Below are 16,327 nucleotides of genomic sequence, written 5' to 3'. Positions count from 1 at the left end.
CCCTCGTCGCCTGCTGCGTCTGCGGCAGGCTGGCGTGTGGGCCATTGACTGGAGTTTTCCCATGAGACCCTTTTGGCTGGACCAGGCCTTGAAAGCTGATGCATCCGAAACCTGTCCGCCACTGCAAGGCGACAGCCGCGCCGACGTGTGCATCGTCGGCGGCGGTTATACCGGGTTGTGGACCGCGATCATGCTCAAGGAGCAGAACCCCGAGCTGGACGTGTTGCTGATCGAAGCGGATATCTGCGGTGCCGGTGCCAGTGGGCGCAATGGCGGTTGTGCGCTGTCGTGGTCGGCCAAGTATTTCACCCTTGAGCGTTTGTTCGGCGTCGAAGAGGCCGTGCGTCTGGTCAAGGAGTCCGAGCGCAGCATCCATGCCATCGGCGCCTTCTGCGAACAGTATGCGGTGGACGCCGATTACCGCCTTGACGGTACGCTCTACACCGCCACCAACCGTGCCCAATGCGGCTCGACCGATGCGGTCATCGCCGCACTGGAGCGCCACGGCATCAACTCGTTCACCCGGCGGCCGGTGGCCGATGTGCAGCGCATGGCTGGTTCCAGCAAACACCTGGAGGGCTGGTTTTCTCCGGCCGCGGCCAGTGTGCAGCCTGGCAAGCTGGTGCGTGGTCTGCGCCGGGTTGCCCTGCAATTGGGCGTGAGGATTCACGAAAACACCGCGATGACCGGGCTGGAAGAGGGCAAGCCGGTGGGCATTCAAACCCCCGGCGGCACCGTCCGCGCCGACCGCGTGGTGCTGGCGATGAACGCCTGGATGGCCCGAGCGTTCCCGCAGTTCGAGCGCAGTGTGGCGATCGTTTCCAGCGACATGCTGATCACCGAGCCACGGCCGGATTTGCTCGAAGAAATCGGCCTGACCAGCGGCGTCACGGTGCTCGATTCACGGATTTTCGTGCACTACTACCACAACACCCCGGACGGCCGGATCATGCTTGGCAAGGGTGGCAATACCTTCGCTTACGGTGGACGCATGCTGCCGGTGTTCGATCAACCTTCGCCTTACGCCGGTTTGTTGCAGAGCAGCCTGGCGAATTTCTTCCCGGCGTTTGCCGACGTCAAGGTCGAAGCGACCTGGAATGGTCCGTCGGACCGTTCGGTGACCGGGCTGCCGTTTTTCGGGCAGATGAGCGCCAGTGGCAATGTGTTCTACGGTTTTGGCTACTCCGGCAGCGGTGTCGGGCCCTGCCATATGGGCGGGCAGATTCTGGCGTCGATGGTCCTGGGCCTGGACAACCCCTGGACTCGCTCACCACTGGTCAACGGACCGCTGGGTTTTTTCCCGCCGGAACCGATTCGCTACATCGGCTCGCTGATGGTGCGCAACGCCATCCGCCGCAAGGAGCGCGCAGAGGATCACGGGCGTCGGCCGCGGCATCTGGATGTGCGTCTGGCGAAGTTCGCCGCAGCGGCCGGCAAGGCTGACAAGGGCTGAGTGTCAGGGCGCAAGGTCCGAGCGGCTGAGCAGCCAGTCGAACAGCAGGCGGGTATCGCCACGGGGCTCACGCGGACGAGGGCCGCGAGGTTGTGGCCGAGAGCCCATGGCCGTACAGAGCACCGGGCGATCCGGGTCACTGTCGAGGAAAATCACCAGTACCTCGCTGCCGGCCAAGGGCAGGCGGGACGGATCGAGCCAGTCCTCGGCGGTGGTCAGCGCCAGCGGCAGCCACAGGCCATCGGACGCCTCTGCGACTGATTGTGTGACGGGCCAGAGGTTCACCTGAACCCGGCCATCCTCATCCACCCTCGGCGGTTGCCCGACCAGGCCGCACACTTGGCCGGGCTGATACCCGGGAATGCTCGGCCTGGGTTGTTTGAGCGAGGGCCTGAACACGGTCGACCAGGGGATGGCGCTGAATTGGTTGCGGTAACCCGGGGACATGTCGGGTGTGTCGTCAAGCAGAATGGATGAATGACGACCCTGATGGCGGATTTCGGTGACCAGCCATTGGTCGTTGAAATTCGCCAGCGGGTGCTCGGCCACCTGTACGATCCGGCCGCTGCGTAATGCACCCTGATTACTTTGACCGTGGATCTGCAGGTGTCGACAGCGCAGGCGTTCCAGTTGTCGACGGCTGAGCTGATCGCGATGTTGTTGTTCGTGGGCGGGAAAGTGTCTTGTCGTGGCGAACGAGTGATTGGCTGCGCCGTCGCTGGTGTCCGCTACACCAGGATTCCTGGCACCCGGGCGCACGGGGGAGAGCGTCGCGTCATGGCGCTGGAACAGTTCGCTGATCACCGGTTCCTGATGTTCGTCGAGGTCGTCACTGCGCATCGGCATGAGCAACGGTTCCTGGGGGAAACTCAGGCTGTCATCGGCCAACACCAGGACATGGCCGTCGCGTTGATGCTCGAAGTGGTAGTGGATGCCTTCTTCCTCGCACAGTCGTTGCAGCAGCGCCAGGTCGGTTTCATCGTACTGAATGCAAAAAGGTCGCAGGGGATAGTGCCCGGTTGCCAGTTCAAAGCGATAACTGCCGGCGGGCAATCCGTGTTCCTCGAGCAATTGGCGCAGGATCATGGGCACGCTGGCGCGCTGGAAAACTCGTCGGCGTCCTTGCTGCTCCAGCACTTGGACACGGGACACCAGCACCAGCTTGTAAGCGACCCGGTGCCCGCTTCGATGTTCACAACTGGCGCTGTGCAGCAGGCCATGAATGCCCTGGTCGTGGCCAAATTCGAGGAACGCCGGTTGCTGCAGCAATCGTTCAAGGCTCAGGGCCGGTGCCAGCCCGATAACCTCGATATCGAATCGATAGGGCTGGTTGAGTGCTTCATGACCGCTGAACCGGACTACCTGGAAACTCAGGTCATCGTCGAGAAGCGTCAGGATGGTGGGACTTTCCTTGTCGTTGTGCATCGAACACGCTGCTGCCGTGGAATAGGGTGCAAAGCGTACGAAACCTCAGCGCATTGCGGGCACATTAAAGCGACATTTCCGAATCGCCCTACAACCGCTGGTGAAGATGTCGATGCAAGTCGGGATTTTTTGGTCGATTGCCAACTTTAGGCCGTATAAACTTGCACAAAGCGTCGGCCAATAGATGTCTCGGCGCCACAGATGCCACAGATAAGAGAGTGAGAAATGGGCGCACAGTGGAAGGTTAAACACAAAGAAGCGGCAGCCAATGCCAAGGGCAAGATCTTCGGCAAACTGGTGAAAGAAATCACCATTGCTGCGCGCAACGGCGCTGATATTGCTACCAACGCGCACTTGCGCCTGGTGGTTGAACAGGCCAAGAAAGCTTCGATGCCCAAGGAAACACTGGATCGCGCCATCAAGAAGGGCGCGGGCCTGTTGGGCGAGACCGTGCAATACCATCGCGTGACTTATGAAGGTTTCGCCCCGCATCAGGTGCCGTTGATCGTTGAGTGCGTGACCGACAACATCAACCGCACCGTGGCCGAGATCCGCGTGGCGTTCCGCAAGGGCCAACTGGGTGCTTCCGGCTCTGTGGCCTGGGACTTCAACCATGTTGGCATGATCGAAGCGTCGCCGGACACCCCGGACGCCGATCCGGAAATGGCCGCCATCGAAGCCGGTGCACAGGATTTCGAGCCGGGTGAAGAGGGTGCAACCCTGTTCCTGACCGAGCCGACCGACCTCGACGCGGTACAGAAAGCCCTACCGGAACAAGGCTTCACCGTGCTGTCGGCCAAACTGGGCTACCAGCCGAAAAACCCGGTCAGCGGCCTGAGCGATGAGCAGATGGCGGAAGTCGAAGCGTTCCTCGAAGGCCTCGATAACCACGACGACGTGCAGGACATGTTTGTCGGGTTGGCGGGTTAAGTCTTTGTGTCAATGACGGCCCTGTTGTCTGGCAGGCCGTCATCGCGAGCAAGCTCGCTCCCACATTAGATCGCGTCCGTCCGGGCAACTCGGTCAACTGTGGGAGCGAGCTTGCTCCGGGCGGCGATCCGACGATTGACCGCGCAGCGGTCACCAACCATTCAATTCCTGAACGATCTCACCAAAACCAGGCCGTGCCAGCACTTGCGGCTGACAGCAACGCCGCTCCAGATCCTCCAGCAGCCCACGCAGTGCATCGCTCAACCCCGAATCAACCCGCTCCAGCAACTCCCCCAGCAACACCCCGAATGCCCGCACCTCGATCCGCTGCAAGGCACGGCTTTCAAGGCTGTCGGAAATCCCGTGGAACGACGCCGCGCCAAAGTCTCCCAGCAAGCAATCACCCTGTTCGCTCCAGAGAATATTGTGCCCATAGAGGTCGCCGTGGGTGATGCCATGACCGTGCAGGTGCTCGGCCACCGAGGCAATGCCCGAGGCAATGCGCAGCGCCACCGCGGCACTGAAACGCAAATCGTCGGGGTAAATGTCGCGGCTGCACGACGCCAGGCTCGGCAGCGCGGCGAGGTTGCGAAAGCTCGGCGGGATCAACTGCATGACCAGCCCGGCGGTTTGCTGCGGGTGATCGACAATCCGCCCTTCGACGCGGATCAGATTCGGGTGCAGGCCAGCGGTGATGCAGGCGTTCATCTCGTGCAATGGCGAACCGTCGCTGGTCATTTCGCCCTTGTAGAGCTTCACCGCAACTGACGTGGCCGGTTGGTCAGCCGGTTGCCAGACGGCCTGATGAATCACCCCGGACGCCCCTTCGCCGAGTTTCTTCTCCAGACGCAGCGCCGACCAGTCAATGCGTGAAGTGGCGTCGAGGGCCGCGGCATCGGCTTCGGTTTCCAGCGGGTTGCCGGCATAGGCCAGCCAGGTCAGGCTCGGCAGCTCCAGCAGCCATTGCGGCAACCCGGTCAACCGGTTGGCGGCGATGCGGATCAGTTCCAGCCGATGACACTGACGCAATGACTCCGGCAGCGCTTGCAATCGATTGCCGGCGAGCATGAGCTTTTGCAGGAACGGGCGCTCTCCCAGTTCGCTCGGCAAGGTTTCGATGCAGTTGTCGGTCAGGATCAGCCAGCGCAGCAGCGGCGGCAGCGCCGCTGCGGGCACGTGGGCGATGCGGTTGGCTTTGAAGCCGATCATCGTCAGTGCGGTGCATTGGCCCAGGCAGGCCGGCAACTCGGTGAAGCGGTTATCGGAACAGAACAGCACGCGCAAACGGGTCAGGCGATGCAAGTCCTCGGGCAGGGCGCTCAAGGCATTGCCGCTGAGGTTGAGCACTTCCAGCGAGTCCGCCAGATCGAAGATCTCCCGGGGGAATTCGGTGAGGCCGTCGACCAGATCCAGCCGCGTGATGCCCGACAACTCGCCGGCACGCAATTGAGCAAGGGTATGCATGAACAGGTTCGCTTTTGATCAAGGAATAGGCGCGTGGCCCCGGAAATGCGCGACATGATAGCGGGAAAGATGTGGCGACTGTCAGGCCGCTTTCGCGAGCAAGCCCGCTCCCACATTTGATCAGCGGCGACTCGGTTCAATGTGGGAGCGGGCTTGCTCGCGAAGAGGCCCTTTAATACAACAAAAAGCTATCGATCAGACGGGTTCGCTGACTTCGACCAGTTGCCCCAATCAACTGCGGGTACGCGACAGATCAATGGCATCGCCGTCCAGGCTTTCGCGCAGGGCCCACACAGCTGTGCCCGGCCAGTGACCTAGCGCTCGATACTGCGGTTCCACCGCGCACTCCATGCCGGACGTTGTTCGTTGACCTGATCCCAATCCACGGCAATCGCCGTATCGAGGTACTGTTTCATGGCTTCGACCTGACCGCGGGTTCGCTCGGTGGTCGGGGTGTTGGGGTTGGACGGAATCTGGTCGCCATCCTCGAGTGCGACGGCCTGGGCTTCGGGGGTCAGCAAGAAGGCGGCAAGTTTTTGCGCCAGCTCCGGTTGCGTGTTGTTGGCGATTGCGCATTCGGCGACGTTGAGCACCACGGCCCCTTCCTTCGGCTGTGCATATTCCACTGGCATGCCCTTGAGCTTCAGAGCCGTCACCTGGGTCGGCGTCAACGGGAACAGCGCCGCTTCGTCGGTCTGAAGCATTTCGGAGATCTTCGCCGAGCTCGGAATGTATTCCAGTACGTTACGCCCGACGGTGTTCGGCCAGGCCTTGAAACCAGGGTCGACATTGGTTTCGGTGCCGCCCTGGATCCGGTTGAACATCAGGAAACCGTGCAAGCCGAACGTCGAAGAGGCCATCGACTGGAACACCAGTTTGTCCTTGAAGCGCGGGTCGGCCATGTCCATCCACGAGGTCGGCGCGCTCCAGCCTTTTTCCTTGAACAAGCGGGTGTTGTATGCCAGCCCGGTGACCCCGAGGCTGACCGCCACGGCCTGGTCCTTGATCCGTCCCTTGGCCGGAATCTGTTCCAGTGTCGGGCTGTCTTCGAGTTTGTCGCACAGGCCCATGGAGATCGCGCGGTACATGATGCCGTCGTCGAGGAACATCACGTGCATCTGCGGGTTGCCTTTGCTGGCCTGGACCTTGGCCAGGATATCGGCGGAGGTGCCCGGTACGATCACCACTTTGACGTTGTTGGCCTTCTCGAAAGCCGGCAGCACCTTGTCGGCATAGAGCCGCTCCATGGTCCCGCCGTTCATGCCCAGATAAAGAGTCGGCTCGGCCTGGGCCTGAGTGACCGTGAGCAGGGCGCCCACGCAAGAAAAACTTAGCCAGGAGAAACCGAGCAGTGCACTGCGTTTGACGTTATTCATTGGCGCGACCTTCCTCTATCAAGCTACGGAGATGGAGTGAAACCGGGTGATGGAAAACGCATCCAGCGACGTCTTTGACGCGCCGCTACAGATGATTTCGGTGAGCGCCTGGCCCACCGCGGGTCCGATCTGGAAACCGGCGCCGGCAAAGCCGAACGCGTGCAACAGACCGGGTTGGGTGCCACTGTGGCCGATCACCGGTTGGCGATCGGGCAGATAACCTTCGGTGCCGCTCCAGGTACGAATCGCCTGGGCACCTTCAAGAAACGGGTAGAGCTCGACGGCCTGGCGGAGTATTTCCAGCACTGCGCCTTGACCGGGGCGGGCGCGGGTCTCGTCGAGGGCAAAGCCCTGGCCGCCGCCCAGCACGCAATTTCCCCGGGTAACCTGACGGGCATAAATGCCACCGCCCTCGACGCCGGTGCTGGCATCCATCACCAGCGGCAACGGTTCGGTGACCAGCATCGCCGGATGACCTGAATGCATCGGCACCGGTTCGCCGAACTGCGCGGCCAGGCTGCCGGCCCAGGCTCCGGCGCAGTTCAACAGACAGGGGGCACGCCATTCCTGGCCGGTTTGCGTACGCACACGAAACCGTTGCCCGTCATGTTCTACCGCGCTCACCGCGCATTGTTCGTAAACCTGTGCACCCTGTTGCCGCGCCGCCCGAGCGAACGCCGGAGACACCAGGCGCGGGTTGGCGTGACCATCGTCCGGGCAATAGGACGCGCCTGCCGCCACATCTCCAACCCACGGAAAACGCGCGCGCAATTGGCTTCGGTCGAGCACTTGCAGATCGAGGCCGAACCCCCGACTGCTATCGGCGTAGTCCTGCAGGGCTTGCAGATCGTTGAGGCTGCGGGCCAGTTTGAGGTGACCGCTACGCTGGTATTCGCCGTCGATGCCGATCAGTTGTGGCAACTGCGCCCAGATTTCGTGGGCCTTTTGCGACAGCGGCAATTGTGCCAGGGGACGACCCTGACGCCGCACGCCGCCGTAGTTCACGCCGCTGGAATGTGAGCCGCAAAAATCCCGTTCCAGCAACGCCACGCGCCGGCCGGCCCGACTGAGAAACAGGGCGGCGCTTGCACCGACAATGCCACCGCCAATGATGACTGCGTCGACTTCGTTCAAGGCTCGATCTCCAGGCCAAACGGTAGCGGTTTGATCGGTGCCTGGGCGCGCAACCGGCCGATATCGGACACGGCGCGCCGGCTCTGGCAGGCAATGATTTCTGCTGCTGCGGCACCGCACATCCGACCCTGGCAACGCCCCATGCCGACACGACAATGAGCCTTTACCCGGTTGATTTCCCAATGACCTTCGCGCACCACGTCGCGAATATCCCCGGCGCGTACTTCTTCACAGCGACAGACCATCACGTCATCGGCGAGACCGGCGGCCCAGTTGTCGGGAAATGTAAAGGCGCGTTCGAGGCCCTGACGAAATTCGCCAATGCGTTCCAGGCGGTGTTCCAGTAGCGCAGGGCGCTGCGCCGGAATCAGATGCCCCATGTCTTCGAGCAGTGCCAAAGCGGCGCGCTCACCGGCCATTTCCGCCGCGTCCGCACCCATGATGCCGGCGCCGTCGCCCGCCAGATAAACCTCGGCGACACTGCTGCGGCCCGCACGGTCACGCTGCGGTAACCAGGCGCGATTGAGCGGGTTCCAGGCAAATTCACAGCCGAGCAGATCGGCCAGTTGGGTTTCACTGCGCAGGCCGTGAGCGAAGGCCACCGCGTCGCAGTCCAGTGAGTGGTTGCCCTTGGTGTTGGACCAGCGCAGCGAGTGCACGCGTTGCTCGCCGTCGATGGCTGCCAGGGTCGCGCCTTGATGCACAGGGACACCGTGCGCGGTCAGCCAGCTGCGGTAATAAATGCCTTTGGCCAGCGTGGACGGTTGCGCCAGCAGGCCAGGCAGGGCTCGGGCCTGTGCGCTGAAGGGGGAGCTGTCGAGCACCGCGACCACGTTGGCGCCAGCCTTGGCGTATTGATAGGCGACCAGGTACAGCAACGGGCCGCTGCCGGCGAACACCACGCGTTCGCCGATGGCGCAGCCCTGGAACTTCAAGGCGATTTGCGCCGCGCCGTGGCTGTAGACCCCCGGCAATGTCCAGCCCGGTACGGGCAGAATCCGGTCGGTGGCGCCGGTGGCGACGATCACCCGGGAGAACTCCATGCGTGCGGCGCGGCCGTTCTGCAAGGTGTCGAGGGCGCCGTCCTCGGCATTCCACACCAGGGTTTCGGGGCGGTAATCGATTTGTTCGCGCAGTGCGTCAATCGTCTGATGCAGCGCATTGGCTTTGCGTGCTTCAAAGCCGTACAGCTTGACCGGCGATCGTTTGAAGTTGGCCGGTTGACGCCGATAAATCTGCCCGCCGCCGCGTGCGCCTTCGTCCAGCAGCACCGGACACACGCCATGGGCAACCAGCGTTTGCGCCGCACGAATGCCCGCCGGACCGGCACCGACGATGACCACAGACTTCATACTCTTACCCCCACAAGGGATCCGGTTTCTGCAGATGGAATGTTTATTCATAACGATCGCCCCGGTTCGCGGCAGACCTGTTGCCCGGCTTCGAGCAGCGTCGAGCAGGCGCGCACCCGGCGACCATCGCCCAGGCGCACCCAGCAATCCTGACAGGCCCCCATCAGGCAGAAGCCGGCGCGGGGTTCGGCGCTGAAGTCGCTGCCGCGCAGGTGTTCGCTGCAAGTCAGCACGGCGGTCAGCACGGTATCGCCGAGCAAACCGCTGGCGGGATGGCCGTCGAGGGTAAAGTCCAGGGCCGGGCGGTCAGCTTCGGCCAGTCTTCTCAGCAGAGCCATGGCGCCCTCATTGTTTACCCACCAGCACCCGATCCAGGCCGTAGACCCGATCAAGCAGAATCATCGTCAGCGCGGTCAGCGCAATCACCAGTGCCGACACCGCCGCCATCATCGGATCGATGGACTCAGTGGCGTACACGTACATGCGCACCGGCAGGGTTTGTGTGGCCGGCGAGGTGACGAAAATCGACAGCGTGACTTCGTCGAAACTGTTGATGAACGCCAGCAACCAGCCACCGGCCACCCCCGGCAGAATCATCGGCAGGGTGATCTGGCGGAACAGTGTGAAGCGCCCGGCGCCCAAGGATTGCGCGGCGTGTTCGGCGCTGCGATCCAGGCCAATGGCCGAGGCCAGCACCAGACGCAGCACATACGGTGTAATCACCAGTACGTGGGCGAAGATCAGCCAGACGAAGCTGCCATTGACACCCAGCAACGCAAACAGGCGCAGCAACGCCACACCGAGCACCAGGTGCGGAATGATGATCGGCGACAGAAACAGGCCGTTGAGAAAGTCTCGACCGGGAAACTCGAATCGGGTGATCGCCAGCGCGGCGGGCACCGCGATCAGCGTCGCCAGGGTGGCGGCACTGAACGCCAGGATCAGGCTGTTGTAGAACGCATCGACAAAATCGGCACGCTCGAACACCGCGCGAAACCAGCGTAGAGAGAACTCCGTGGTCGGCAGGCTCAGGGTATTTTCCGGGGTGAAGGCCACGAGGCAAACCACCACCAGCGGCGCCATCATGAACAGCACCACCAGGGTATGAAACAGCAGGGCGAAAGGACCGTTCCTGGACATGACGAATTATCCCAATGACTTCTTGTAGCGGCCTTCGATCATGCGATTCCACGACAGCATGATCAGCAGGTTGATGAGCAGCAGAGCCACGGCAATAGTCGCGCCCATGGGCCAATTGAGCTCCGACAGGTACTGGTCGTAGATCAGCGTGGCAACCATCTTCAGCCGACGACCGCCGAGCAGGCCGGGGATCGCGAAAGAGCTGGCGGCCAGGCCAAACACGATCAATGTGCCGGACAACACACCGGGCATGACCTGTGGCAGCACGACCTGGCGAATCACCGTGAAGTGACTGGCGCCCAGCGACTGCGCGGCTTGTTCGGCGGCGGGATCGAGTTTCTGCAGCGAGGTCCAGACCGGAATGATCATGAACGGCAGCATCACGTGGACCAGCGCAATCACCACCGCGAACGGCGTATAGAGCAGCTTCATCGGCGAGCCGCCGAGGGCTTGCAGGGTCTGGTTGACCAGGCCGTCGGCGCCGAGCAACAGGCTCCAGCCGAAGGCGCGCACCACCACCGAAATCAGCAGCGGAGTGAGGATCAGAATCAGGAAAATCGAGCGCCAGGGTGTGCCCATGCGGCTGAGGATATAGGCCTCGGGCACGCCGATCAGCACGCAGAGCAAAGTGGTCAGGGCGCTGATCCACAAGGTGCGCAGAAAGATCTCGTAGAAATACGGATCGCCCAGCAGGTTGCTGTAGTGCTCGACGGTGTAGGCGTCGCCATTGATCCCCGAGCTGTAGTCGAAGACGTTGAACGACAGCACCAGGGGCAATCCCAGCGGGATGATCAGCAAGCCGAGGTACAAGGCCAGGGCCGGTGCAGACAGCCAATACCCCTGGCGTCCCTGGCGGGTGGCGGTGAGCGTACTCATGCTGGTACCTCGTCGACACTCAGCACTCGCAGCAGCGTCGCGTCCCAGTCCAGACCGACTGCAGTACCTTCGTTCAACGGCGCCGAGCCATCGTTGCGGCGCACCACGCAGAGTTCACCCAGGCTCGTCCCGACGCCGTACAGCCATTGGCTGCCGAGGAAAAACCGACTGACGATCTTGCCTTGCAAGCGACCGTGGCCGGCATCGCGCAGATCGATTTTTTCCGGCCGCAGGCTCAGGGTCAGATCGCCTTTGCCAACACTGCACACCTGAACCGCACCGGCACCATTGCGCTCGCCGGGCAGCAGATTGGCCTTGCCGACGAATCCGGAAATGAACTCGGTGCGCGGGTGTTCGTAGAGGGTGTAGGGCGCGTCGATCTGGGTGATGCGCCCGGCCTGCATCACCACGACACGGTCGCTGATGGACAGCGCTTCCGACTGGTCGTGGGTGACCATCAGCGTAGTGATTGCAACTTCGCGCTGGATGCGGCGGATCTCGAATTGCATCTCTTCGCGCAGATTGGCGTCGAGGTTGGACAGTGGTTCATCCAGCAAAAGCACCGGCGGCTGAATCACCAGGGCGCGGGCCAGGGCGACGCGCTGGCGCTGGCCACCGGAAAGCTCCCGCGGGTAACGCTCGGCGTGCTGATTCAGGCGCACCAGTTTGAGTACCCGGTCGACTCGCTGCTGGATATCGGCGTTCGGCACTTTGCGCATGCGCAGGCCGAAGGCGACGTTGTCCTTGACGGTCATGTGCGGGAACAGCGCGTAGCTCTGGAACACCACCCCCAAGCCGCGGCTGGCGGGTTTGGCGTGGGTGATGTCGCGGCCATCGAGCACGATGCGCCCGCTGGTGACTTCGACGAAGCCGGCAATCATTTGCAGAGTGGTGGTCTTGCCGCACCCCGAGGGGCCGAGCAAGGACACGAATTCACCTTTCTCGACCGAGAGGTCGGTGGCGACGACAGCGTCGATTTCGCCGTAGCGTTTGCAGAGTTTTTCAAGTTGCACAAAAGCCATGACTGCGCTCCACCTGAGATTGTTATGCGTCACCCAAAGGCGCGCTTTTTTGTATGGGCAGATACGAAAAGATGTTGCCGGGGTGCGTGGCGCTCGACTTGAGTCGGCTGCCGCTGTTGTTCGAATCGCCCCTGTCTGGACGCAGAGTAGGACGAAGACTAGGATGGGCTCAATGGCCTATTTCACTGAGGCGATGACTATTTTAAGTTTTATTCGATCAGTAAATTAATAATCGGAAAACAAGATGCACGATTCCATTGAGCGGAATGAAAACAAAAATGAAGTCGGTGTCGGCGCCGTCTCAAGACTGTTTGCGGTACTGCGAACACTGGGGGATACCGTCGAGGGCGGCGAGCGGGTGACGCAACTGGCGCAGCGCATCGGTTTATCGCAACCGACGACCCATCGGTTACTGCGCAGCCTGATGGACGAGGGCATGGTCGAGCAGGATGCGCGCAGTAAACGCTATCGCCTGAGCCTGGATTTTTTCGCGCTGGCGGCTCGTGCGGGCAACACCGGAAACTTGCGCGAACTGGCACGGCCGGCGCTACTGAGACTCTCGGCGTCGCTGGGTGATTCGCTGTTTTTGCTGGCGCGCTGCGGCTTTGATGCGATCTGTCTGGACCGCAGCGAAGGGCCGTTCCCGATCCGCACCTTTACCGGGGATATCGGCGGGCGTGTGGCGCTTGGCGTGGGTCAGGGCAGCCTGGCGATTCTGGCGTTTCTGCCGGAGGAGGAGCGCGACACCGTCATCCATTACAACTTGCCGCGCCTGAAAGACTTCCACCTGTATGACGAGGTGTTCCTGCGCTCGGAAGTCGACAACGTGCGCGCCCTGGGTTACGCCGGGCGCAATACCGGCGTGCTGCAGGGCATGGCCGGGGTGGCCGTGCCGATTCTCGATCGTGAAGGTCGTGCGGTGGCGGCGTTGAGTGTGGCGACCGTGAGTGACCGATTGGGCCCGGATCGACTGCCGACGGTGGTGGACATGCTCAAGCGCGAAGCGGCGCTGATCGGGCCGCGGATCAATCCGTTCGACCCGCTGCTGCGCCGGCCTTCGCAGGTGTTCGGGCAAGGATGAAAAGATCGCAGCCTGCGATCTTTTGATCTGTCAGAACTGGGTGGTCTGTTTGAGCATCCGCGCCGCCGCCGTGTCCGCCGGGCTGACCATCGCATAGTTGTAGCCGCCACCGGACCAGTACTCGGCCTGCAACTCACCATCACTGCGGCTGCCCCTGGGCAGCAGGAAGTTTTTCGGCCCTGGCGGGCGCACATAGAAACTGACTTTCTGCCCGCCCTGATTCTCGTAGACCACCATCGCCGCCGGGCCTTGCTCGGTGCTCAGCAGGCGCCCGCTGACCGGTTTGAAGCCGGCATCCGAAAGGTCGGGCAGGCGATTGGCCTGAGTGAAATAACGGTCGAGCCAGCCTTGCATATCGCCGTCCGCGCCGACCTTGTAATCGGCCGGCAGGAGGCCTTGCTGGGCAATCAGGCGATAGGCCTGCAGTGCGTCGGCCATCGGTGCCGGGGCGCTGACCAGGGTCATTTCCCGTGCTTGCCAACCGCTGAATCCGCCGACACTGACCGCGATCAACAGCACCGCCGCGCTGGCCAGATGCCGACGGGACTGGCGTTTCAGGTGTTGGCGAATCACGGCTGGATCGAGGTTCGGGTTGACCGGTTGCTGCAAGGCGCCACCGAGGGCCGCGCGCAGTTGCTGGGCGTCCAGTTGCCAGGCGCGCACTTGCGCGGAGATTTGCGGATTGCTCGCCAGAAAAGTCTCCACCCGGCGTCGGTCGGCGTCGCTCAGTTGGTGGTCGACGTAGGCGTGCAGGTCGTGCTCGCTGGGGGGCATGCTGATCATTTGAGTCTCCGCAGGGAAGGGCGGTTGATTTCGCCATCGCTGAGTTGGCGCAGGGCCTGGCGAGCCCGGGACAGGCGGGACATCACGGTGCCGGTGGGTACGTCGAGAATCCCGGCGACCTCTTTGTAGCTCAGGCCTTCCACCGACACCCAGAGCAGCAGCGCACGTTGCTCGGTGGGCAGTCGGTCGAAAGCGCTGAGGGTCGATTGAGCGATAACGGTGCGCTCCACCGAGGGCTGGGCATCGTCACGCCCGGTGAAGAATTCGAGCATGCGCGCATAGCGCCGGGAGCGGCGGTGCGCATCGAGAAACTGCCGATAGACAATCGAGAACAGCCAGGCGCGCAAGTCGCCCTCGACGCGTTTGCCGCTCCAACTCGACAATGCCCGCTCCAGGCTTGCCTGCACCAGGTCGTCAGCGCTGCTGGCGTTGCGCGTCAACGACAGGGCAAACCGTCGCAATCGGGGAATGATTTCCCTCAGTTGTTCGTCGATATCGTTCATGAAGTTCTGACTAGTCGCTACGCTTGGGACTAGGAAGACGTCCGAACCTGGAGGTTATTCCACGTCAGAAAAAATAAACACCGCATGTGGGAATAAACCTGCGTGCGGTTCGTCTGCTTGATTCTTCTCACTTGTGGCCGATGGCCCTGGAGTCTTTCATGGTAGATCGATCATCACCGCCACCCCGGCCACCCTTGAGTGCGGCGAGCCTGACATTGCGTCTGGCGGGCATTGCCGTGGTCGTTGCCGCAGTGGCTGCGGCATTTGCCTACGTCAACGGCACCCTGGACCCACAGCGCCTGACCCCGAAAAAACTGATCAACGTGCTGGAAGCCAACAACGGCGTGCATCCGGGTTTGCGTCGCAACCATTCCAAAGGCGTGTGCGTGATCGGGCATTTCGAGAGCAGCCTTGAGGCGCGCAGCTATTCCACCGCTCAAGTGTTCAACGAAGCACGGACACCAGTGGTGGGGCGTTTCGCCTTGGGGTCCGGTAACCCAAACGCGCCAGACAGTGCCGTGCCGATCCGCAGCATGGCCTTGCGCTTCACTCAGGCCAACGGCCAGCAGTGGCGCACCGGGATGAACAGCATGCCGGTGTTCCCGGTGGACACGCCAGAGGCGTTCTATCAACTGCAAAAAGCCCAGACGCCAGACCCGGCCACCGGCAAACCGGACCCCAAGGCGGTATCGGCGTTTTTTGCTTCGCACCCGCAAGCCGCACCGTTCCTGGCCTGGATCAAGACTGCCAAGCCGTCGGCCAGTTACGTGACCGAAAACTACAACAGCGTCAATGCGTTCTACCTGGTCAACGCGGCCGGCCAACGCCAGGCCGTGCGCTGGAACATGGTGCCACTGGCCCAGGACGCACCGGGGGGCACAGCACCGGAGGGCAATGATTTCCTGGAGAAAGACCTGGTTCAGCGAATTGCCGCCGGCCCGTTGCGCTGGCAGTTGAACATCACCCTGGCCAACCCCGGCGATCCGGTCAACGACGCCAGCAAGGCCTGGCCCGAAGGGCGCAAGGTGTTGAACGCTGGCACCCTGGTGCTTGAAAAGACTCAACCGCAACTCAACGGTGAATGCCGTGACATCAACTACGATCCGCTGGTGTTGCCTGCCGGGATCGAAGGTTCCGACGACCCGTTGCTCGCCACCCGTTCAGCCGGTTACGCCAATTCCTACCTGCGTCGCACCAGCGAAGTCAGCCAGTTGCCCGCCGCCAAACAGGAGGCCCAGCAATGAGCAACCAACCGAACCACTTTGCCCCGCTGGCGCGCCTGCTGCACTGGCTGATGGCGCTGATGATCATCTCGATGCTGTTTATCGGCGCCGGCATGGTCGCCTCGGTGTCCGAGCGTCATGAATGGCTGATTCATCTGCACAAACCCTTGGGCATCGCGATTTTGCTGTTGGTGATCGTGCGCCTGGTGGTGCGTTTCTCCACCACGCAGCCACCTCTGCCGGCGGACATGCCGGGTGTGCAAGTAGTCGCGGCCAAGGCGTCGCATGTGTTGCTGTACGCGTTGATGCTGGTTCTGCCGCTGCTGGGCTGGGCGATGATTTCGGCGTCGGGCGAGCCGGTCATGCTCAGCAGTTCATTGCAACTACCGTCGATTGTGCCGGCGAATGCGCAGGTGTTTGCGTTTTTGCGCAAGGCGCACGGGTATCTGGCGTATCTGTTGTTTCTGACGGTGTTGCTGCATTTGGCGGCAGCGTTGTTTCACGGTTGGGTGCGTCGCGATGAGGTGCTGGACAGCATGTTGCGGGGTAAGGATCGCGGATAATA

16 protein-coding genes are annotated in these 16,327 nt (G+C 62.2%); 5 read left to right on the top strand and 11 right to left on the bottom strand.

Features of this window, described 5'->3' with window-relative positions; genetic code table 11:
* Positions 1-61: 61 nt before the first annotated feature.
* Complete coding sequence (locus tag KGA83_RS23680; RefSeq protein ID WP_108219110.1) at positions 62-1,453, top strand: FAD-dependent oxidoreductase; 1,392 nt, start codon at positions 62-64, stop codon at positions 1,451-1,453.
* A 3-nt stretch (positions 1,454-1,456) separates the two neighbouring features.
* Here KGA83_RS23680 and KGA83_RS23675 read toward each other — a convergent pair whose 3' ends face one another.
* Positions 1,457-2,878, bottom strand: coding sequence for a type VI secretion system Vgr family protein (locus tag KGA83_RS23675; RefSeq protein WP_108219109.1), 1,422 nt, complete (start codon positions 2,876-2,878; stop codon positions 1,457-1,459).
* Positions 2,879-3,103: 225 nt separating this feature from the next.
* On the opposite strand from KGA83_RS23675, the gene KGA83_RS23670 reads away from it, so the two are divergent.
* Entirely contained in the window at positions 3,104-3,808 is a 705-nt protein-coding gene (locus KGA83_RS23670) for a YebC/PmpR family DNA-binding transcriptional regulator (RefSeq protein WP_008051121.1), read from the top strand.
* 150 nt (positions 3,809-3,958) lie between these two features.
* On the opposite strand, the gene KGA83_RS23665 is transcribed toward KGA83_RS23670, so the two are convergent.
* The 8 genes from KGA83_RS23665 to KGA83_RS23630 form a co-directional block, all read right to left on the bottom strand.
* Complete coding sequence (locus KGA83_RS23665) at positions 3,959-5,272, bottom strand: leucine-rich repeat-containing protein kinase family protein (protein WP_108219108.1); 1,314 nt, start codon at positions 5,270-5,272, stop codon at positions 3,959-3,961.
* A gap of 314 nt (positions 5,273-5,586) precedes the next feature.
* Positions 5,587-6,648: an ABC transporter substrate-binding protein gene (locus KGA83_RS23660; RefSeq protein WP_108219107.1), complete on the bottom strand. Its 1,062-nt coding sequence runs from the start codon at positions 6,646-6,648 to the stop codon at positions 5,587-5,589.
* Between the two features lie 18 nt (positions 6,649-6,666).
* Positions 6,667-7,782: an NAD(P)/FAD-dependent oxidoreductase gene (locus KGA83_RS23655; RefSeq protein WP_108219106.1), complete on the bottom strand. Its 1,116-nt coding sequence runs from the start codon at positions 7,780-7,782 to the stop codon at positions 6,667-6,669.
* Positions 7,779-9,134, bottom strand: coding sequence for an NAD(P)/FAD-dependent oxidoreductase (locus tag KGA83_RS23650; RefSeq protein WP_223531054.1), 1,356 nt, complete (start codon positions 9,132-9,134; stop codon positions 7,779-7,781). The genes KGA83_RS23655 and KGA83_RS23650 overlap by 4 nt, the downstream gene beginning before the upstream one ends.
* Before the next feature lie 47 nt (positions 9,135-9,181).
* Entirely contained in the window at positions 9,182-9,472 is a 291-nt protein-coding gene (locus KGA83_RS23645) for a (2Fe-2S)-binding protein (protein ID WP_108219104.1), read from the bottom strand.
* A 7-nt stretch (positions 9,473-9,479) separates the two neighbouring features.
* On the bottom strand, positions 9,480-10,274 hold the full coding sequence (locus KGA83_RS23640; protein WP_108219103.1) for an ABC transporter permease: 795 nt from the start codon (positions 10,272-10,274) through the stop codon (positions 9,480-9,482).
* Positions 10,275-10,280: 6 nt separating this feature from the next.
* Positions 10,281-11,150, bottom strand: a complete 870-nt coding sequence (locus KGA83_RS23635; protein WP_223531053.1) for an ABC transporter permease — start codon at positions 11,148-11,150, stop codon at positions 10,281-10,283.
* On the bottom strand, positions 11,147-12,172 hold the full coding sequence (locus KGA83_RS23630) for an ABC transporter ATP-binding protein (protein ID WP_108219101.1): 1,026 nt from the start codon (positions 12,170-12,172) through the stop codon (positions 11,147-11,149). The genes KGA83_RS23635 and KGA83_RS23630 overlap by 4 nt, the downstream gene beginning before the upstream one ends.
* A gap of 244 nt (positions 12,173-12,416) precedes the next feature.
* Between KGA83_RS23630 and KGA83_RS23625 the strand changes: the two genes are divergently transcribed.
* Positions 12,417-13,253 (top strand): IclR family transcriptional regulator, encoded by an 837-nt coding sequence (locus KGA83_RS23625; protein ID WP_223531052.1) that lies wholly within the window; start codon positions 12,417-12,419, stop codon positions 13,251-13,253.
* 30 nt (positions 13,254-13,283) lie between these two features.
* Here KGA83_RS23625 and KGA83_RS23620 read toward each other — a convergent pair whose 3' ends face one another.
* Together KGA83_RS23620 and KGA83_RS23615 are read right to left on the bottom strand one after the other, a co-directional pair.
* The gene (locus tag KGA83_RS23620; protein WP_108219099.1) at positions 13,284-14,036 is read right to left on the bottom strand and encodes an anti-sigma factor family protein; all 753 of its coding nucleotides are present in this window, start codon (positions 14,034-14,036) and stop codon (positions 13,284-13,286) included.
* Positions 14,033-14,539, bottom strand: a complete 507-nt coding sequence (locus tag KGA83_RS23615) for an RNA polymerase sigma factor (protein ID WP_223531051.1) — start codon at positions 14,537-14,539, stop codon at positions 14,033-14,035. The genes KGA83_RS23620 and KGA83_RS23615 overlap by 4 nt, the downstream gene beginning before the upstream one ends.
* Positions 14,540-14,697: 158 nt before the next feature.
* Here KGA83_RS23615 and KGA83_RS23610 point away from each other — a divergent pair, with 158 nt between their 5' ends.
* Together KGA83_RS23610 and KGA83_RS23605 are read left to right on the top strand one after the other, a co-directional pair.
* The gene (locus tag KGA83_RS23610; protein WP_108219097.1) at positions 14,698-15,783 is read left to right on the top strand and encodes a catalase family peroxidase; all 1,086 of its coding nucleotides are present in this window, start codon (positions 14,698-14,700) and stop codon (positions 15,781-15,783) included.
* Positions 15,780-16,325: a cytochrome b gene (locus tag KGA83_RS23605; RefSeq protein ID WP_223531050.1), complete on the top strand. Its 546-nt coding sequence runs from the start codon at positions 15,780-15,782 to the stop codon at positions 16,323-16,325. The genes KGA83_RS23610 and KGA83_RS23605 overlap by 4 nt, the downstream gene beginning before the upstream one ends.
* Positions 16,326-16,327: the final 2 nt, after the last annotated feature.

The organism is Pseudomonas sp. GL-R-19 (assembly GCF_019956375.1).
Lineage (GTDB): Bacteria > Pseudomonadota > Gammaproteobacteria > Pseudomonadales > Pseudomonadaceae > Aquipseudomonas.
Note: the sequence above shows the minus strand (reverse complement) of the source record. Positions and strands in the feature narration are given on the sequence as shown.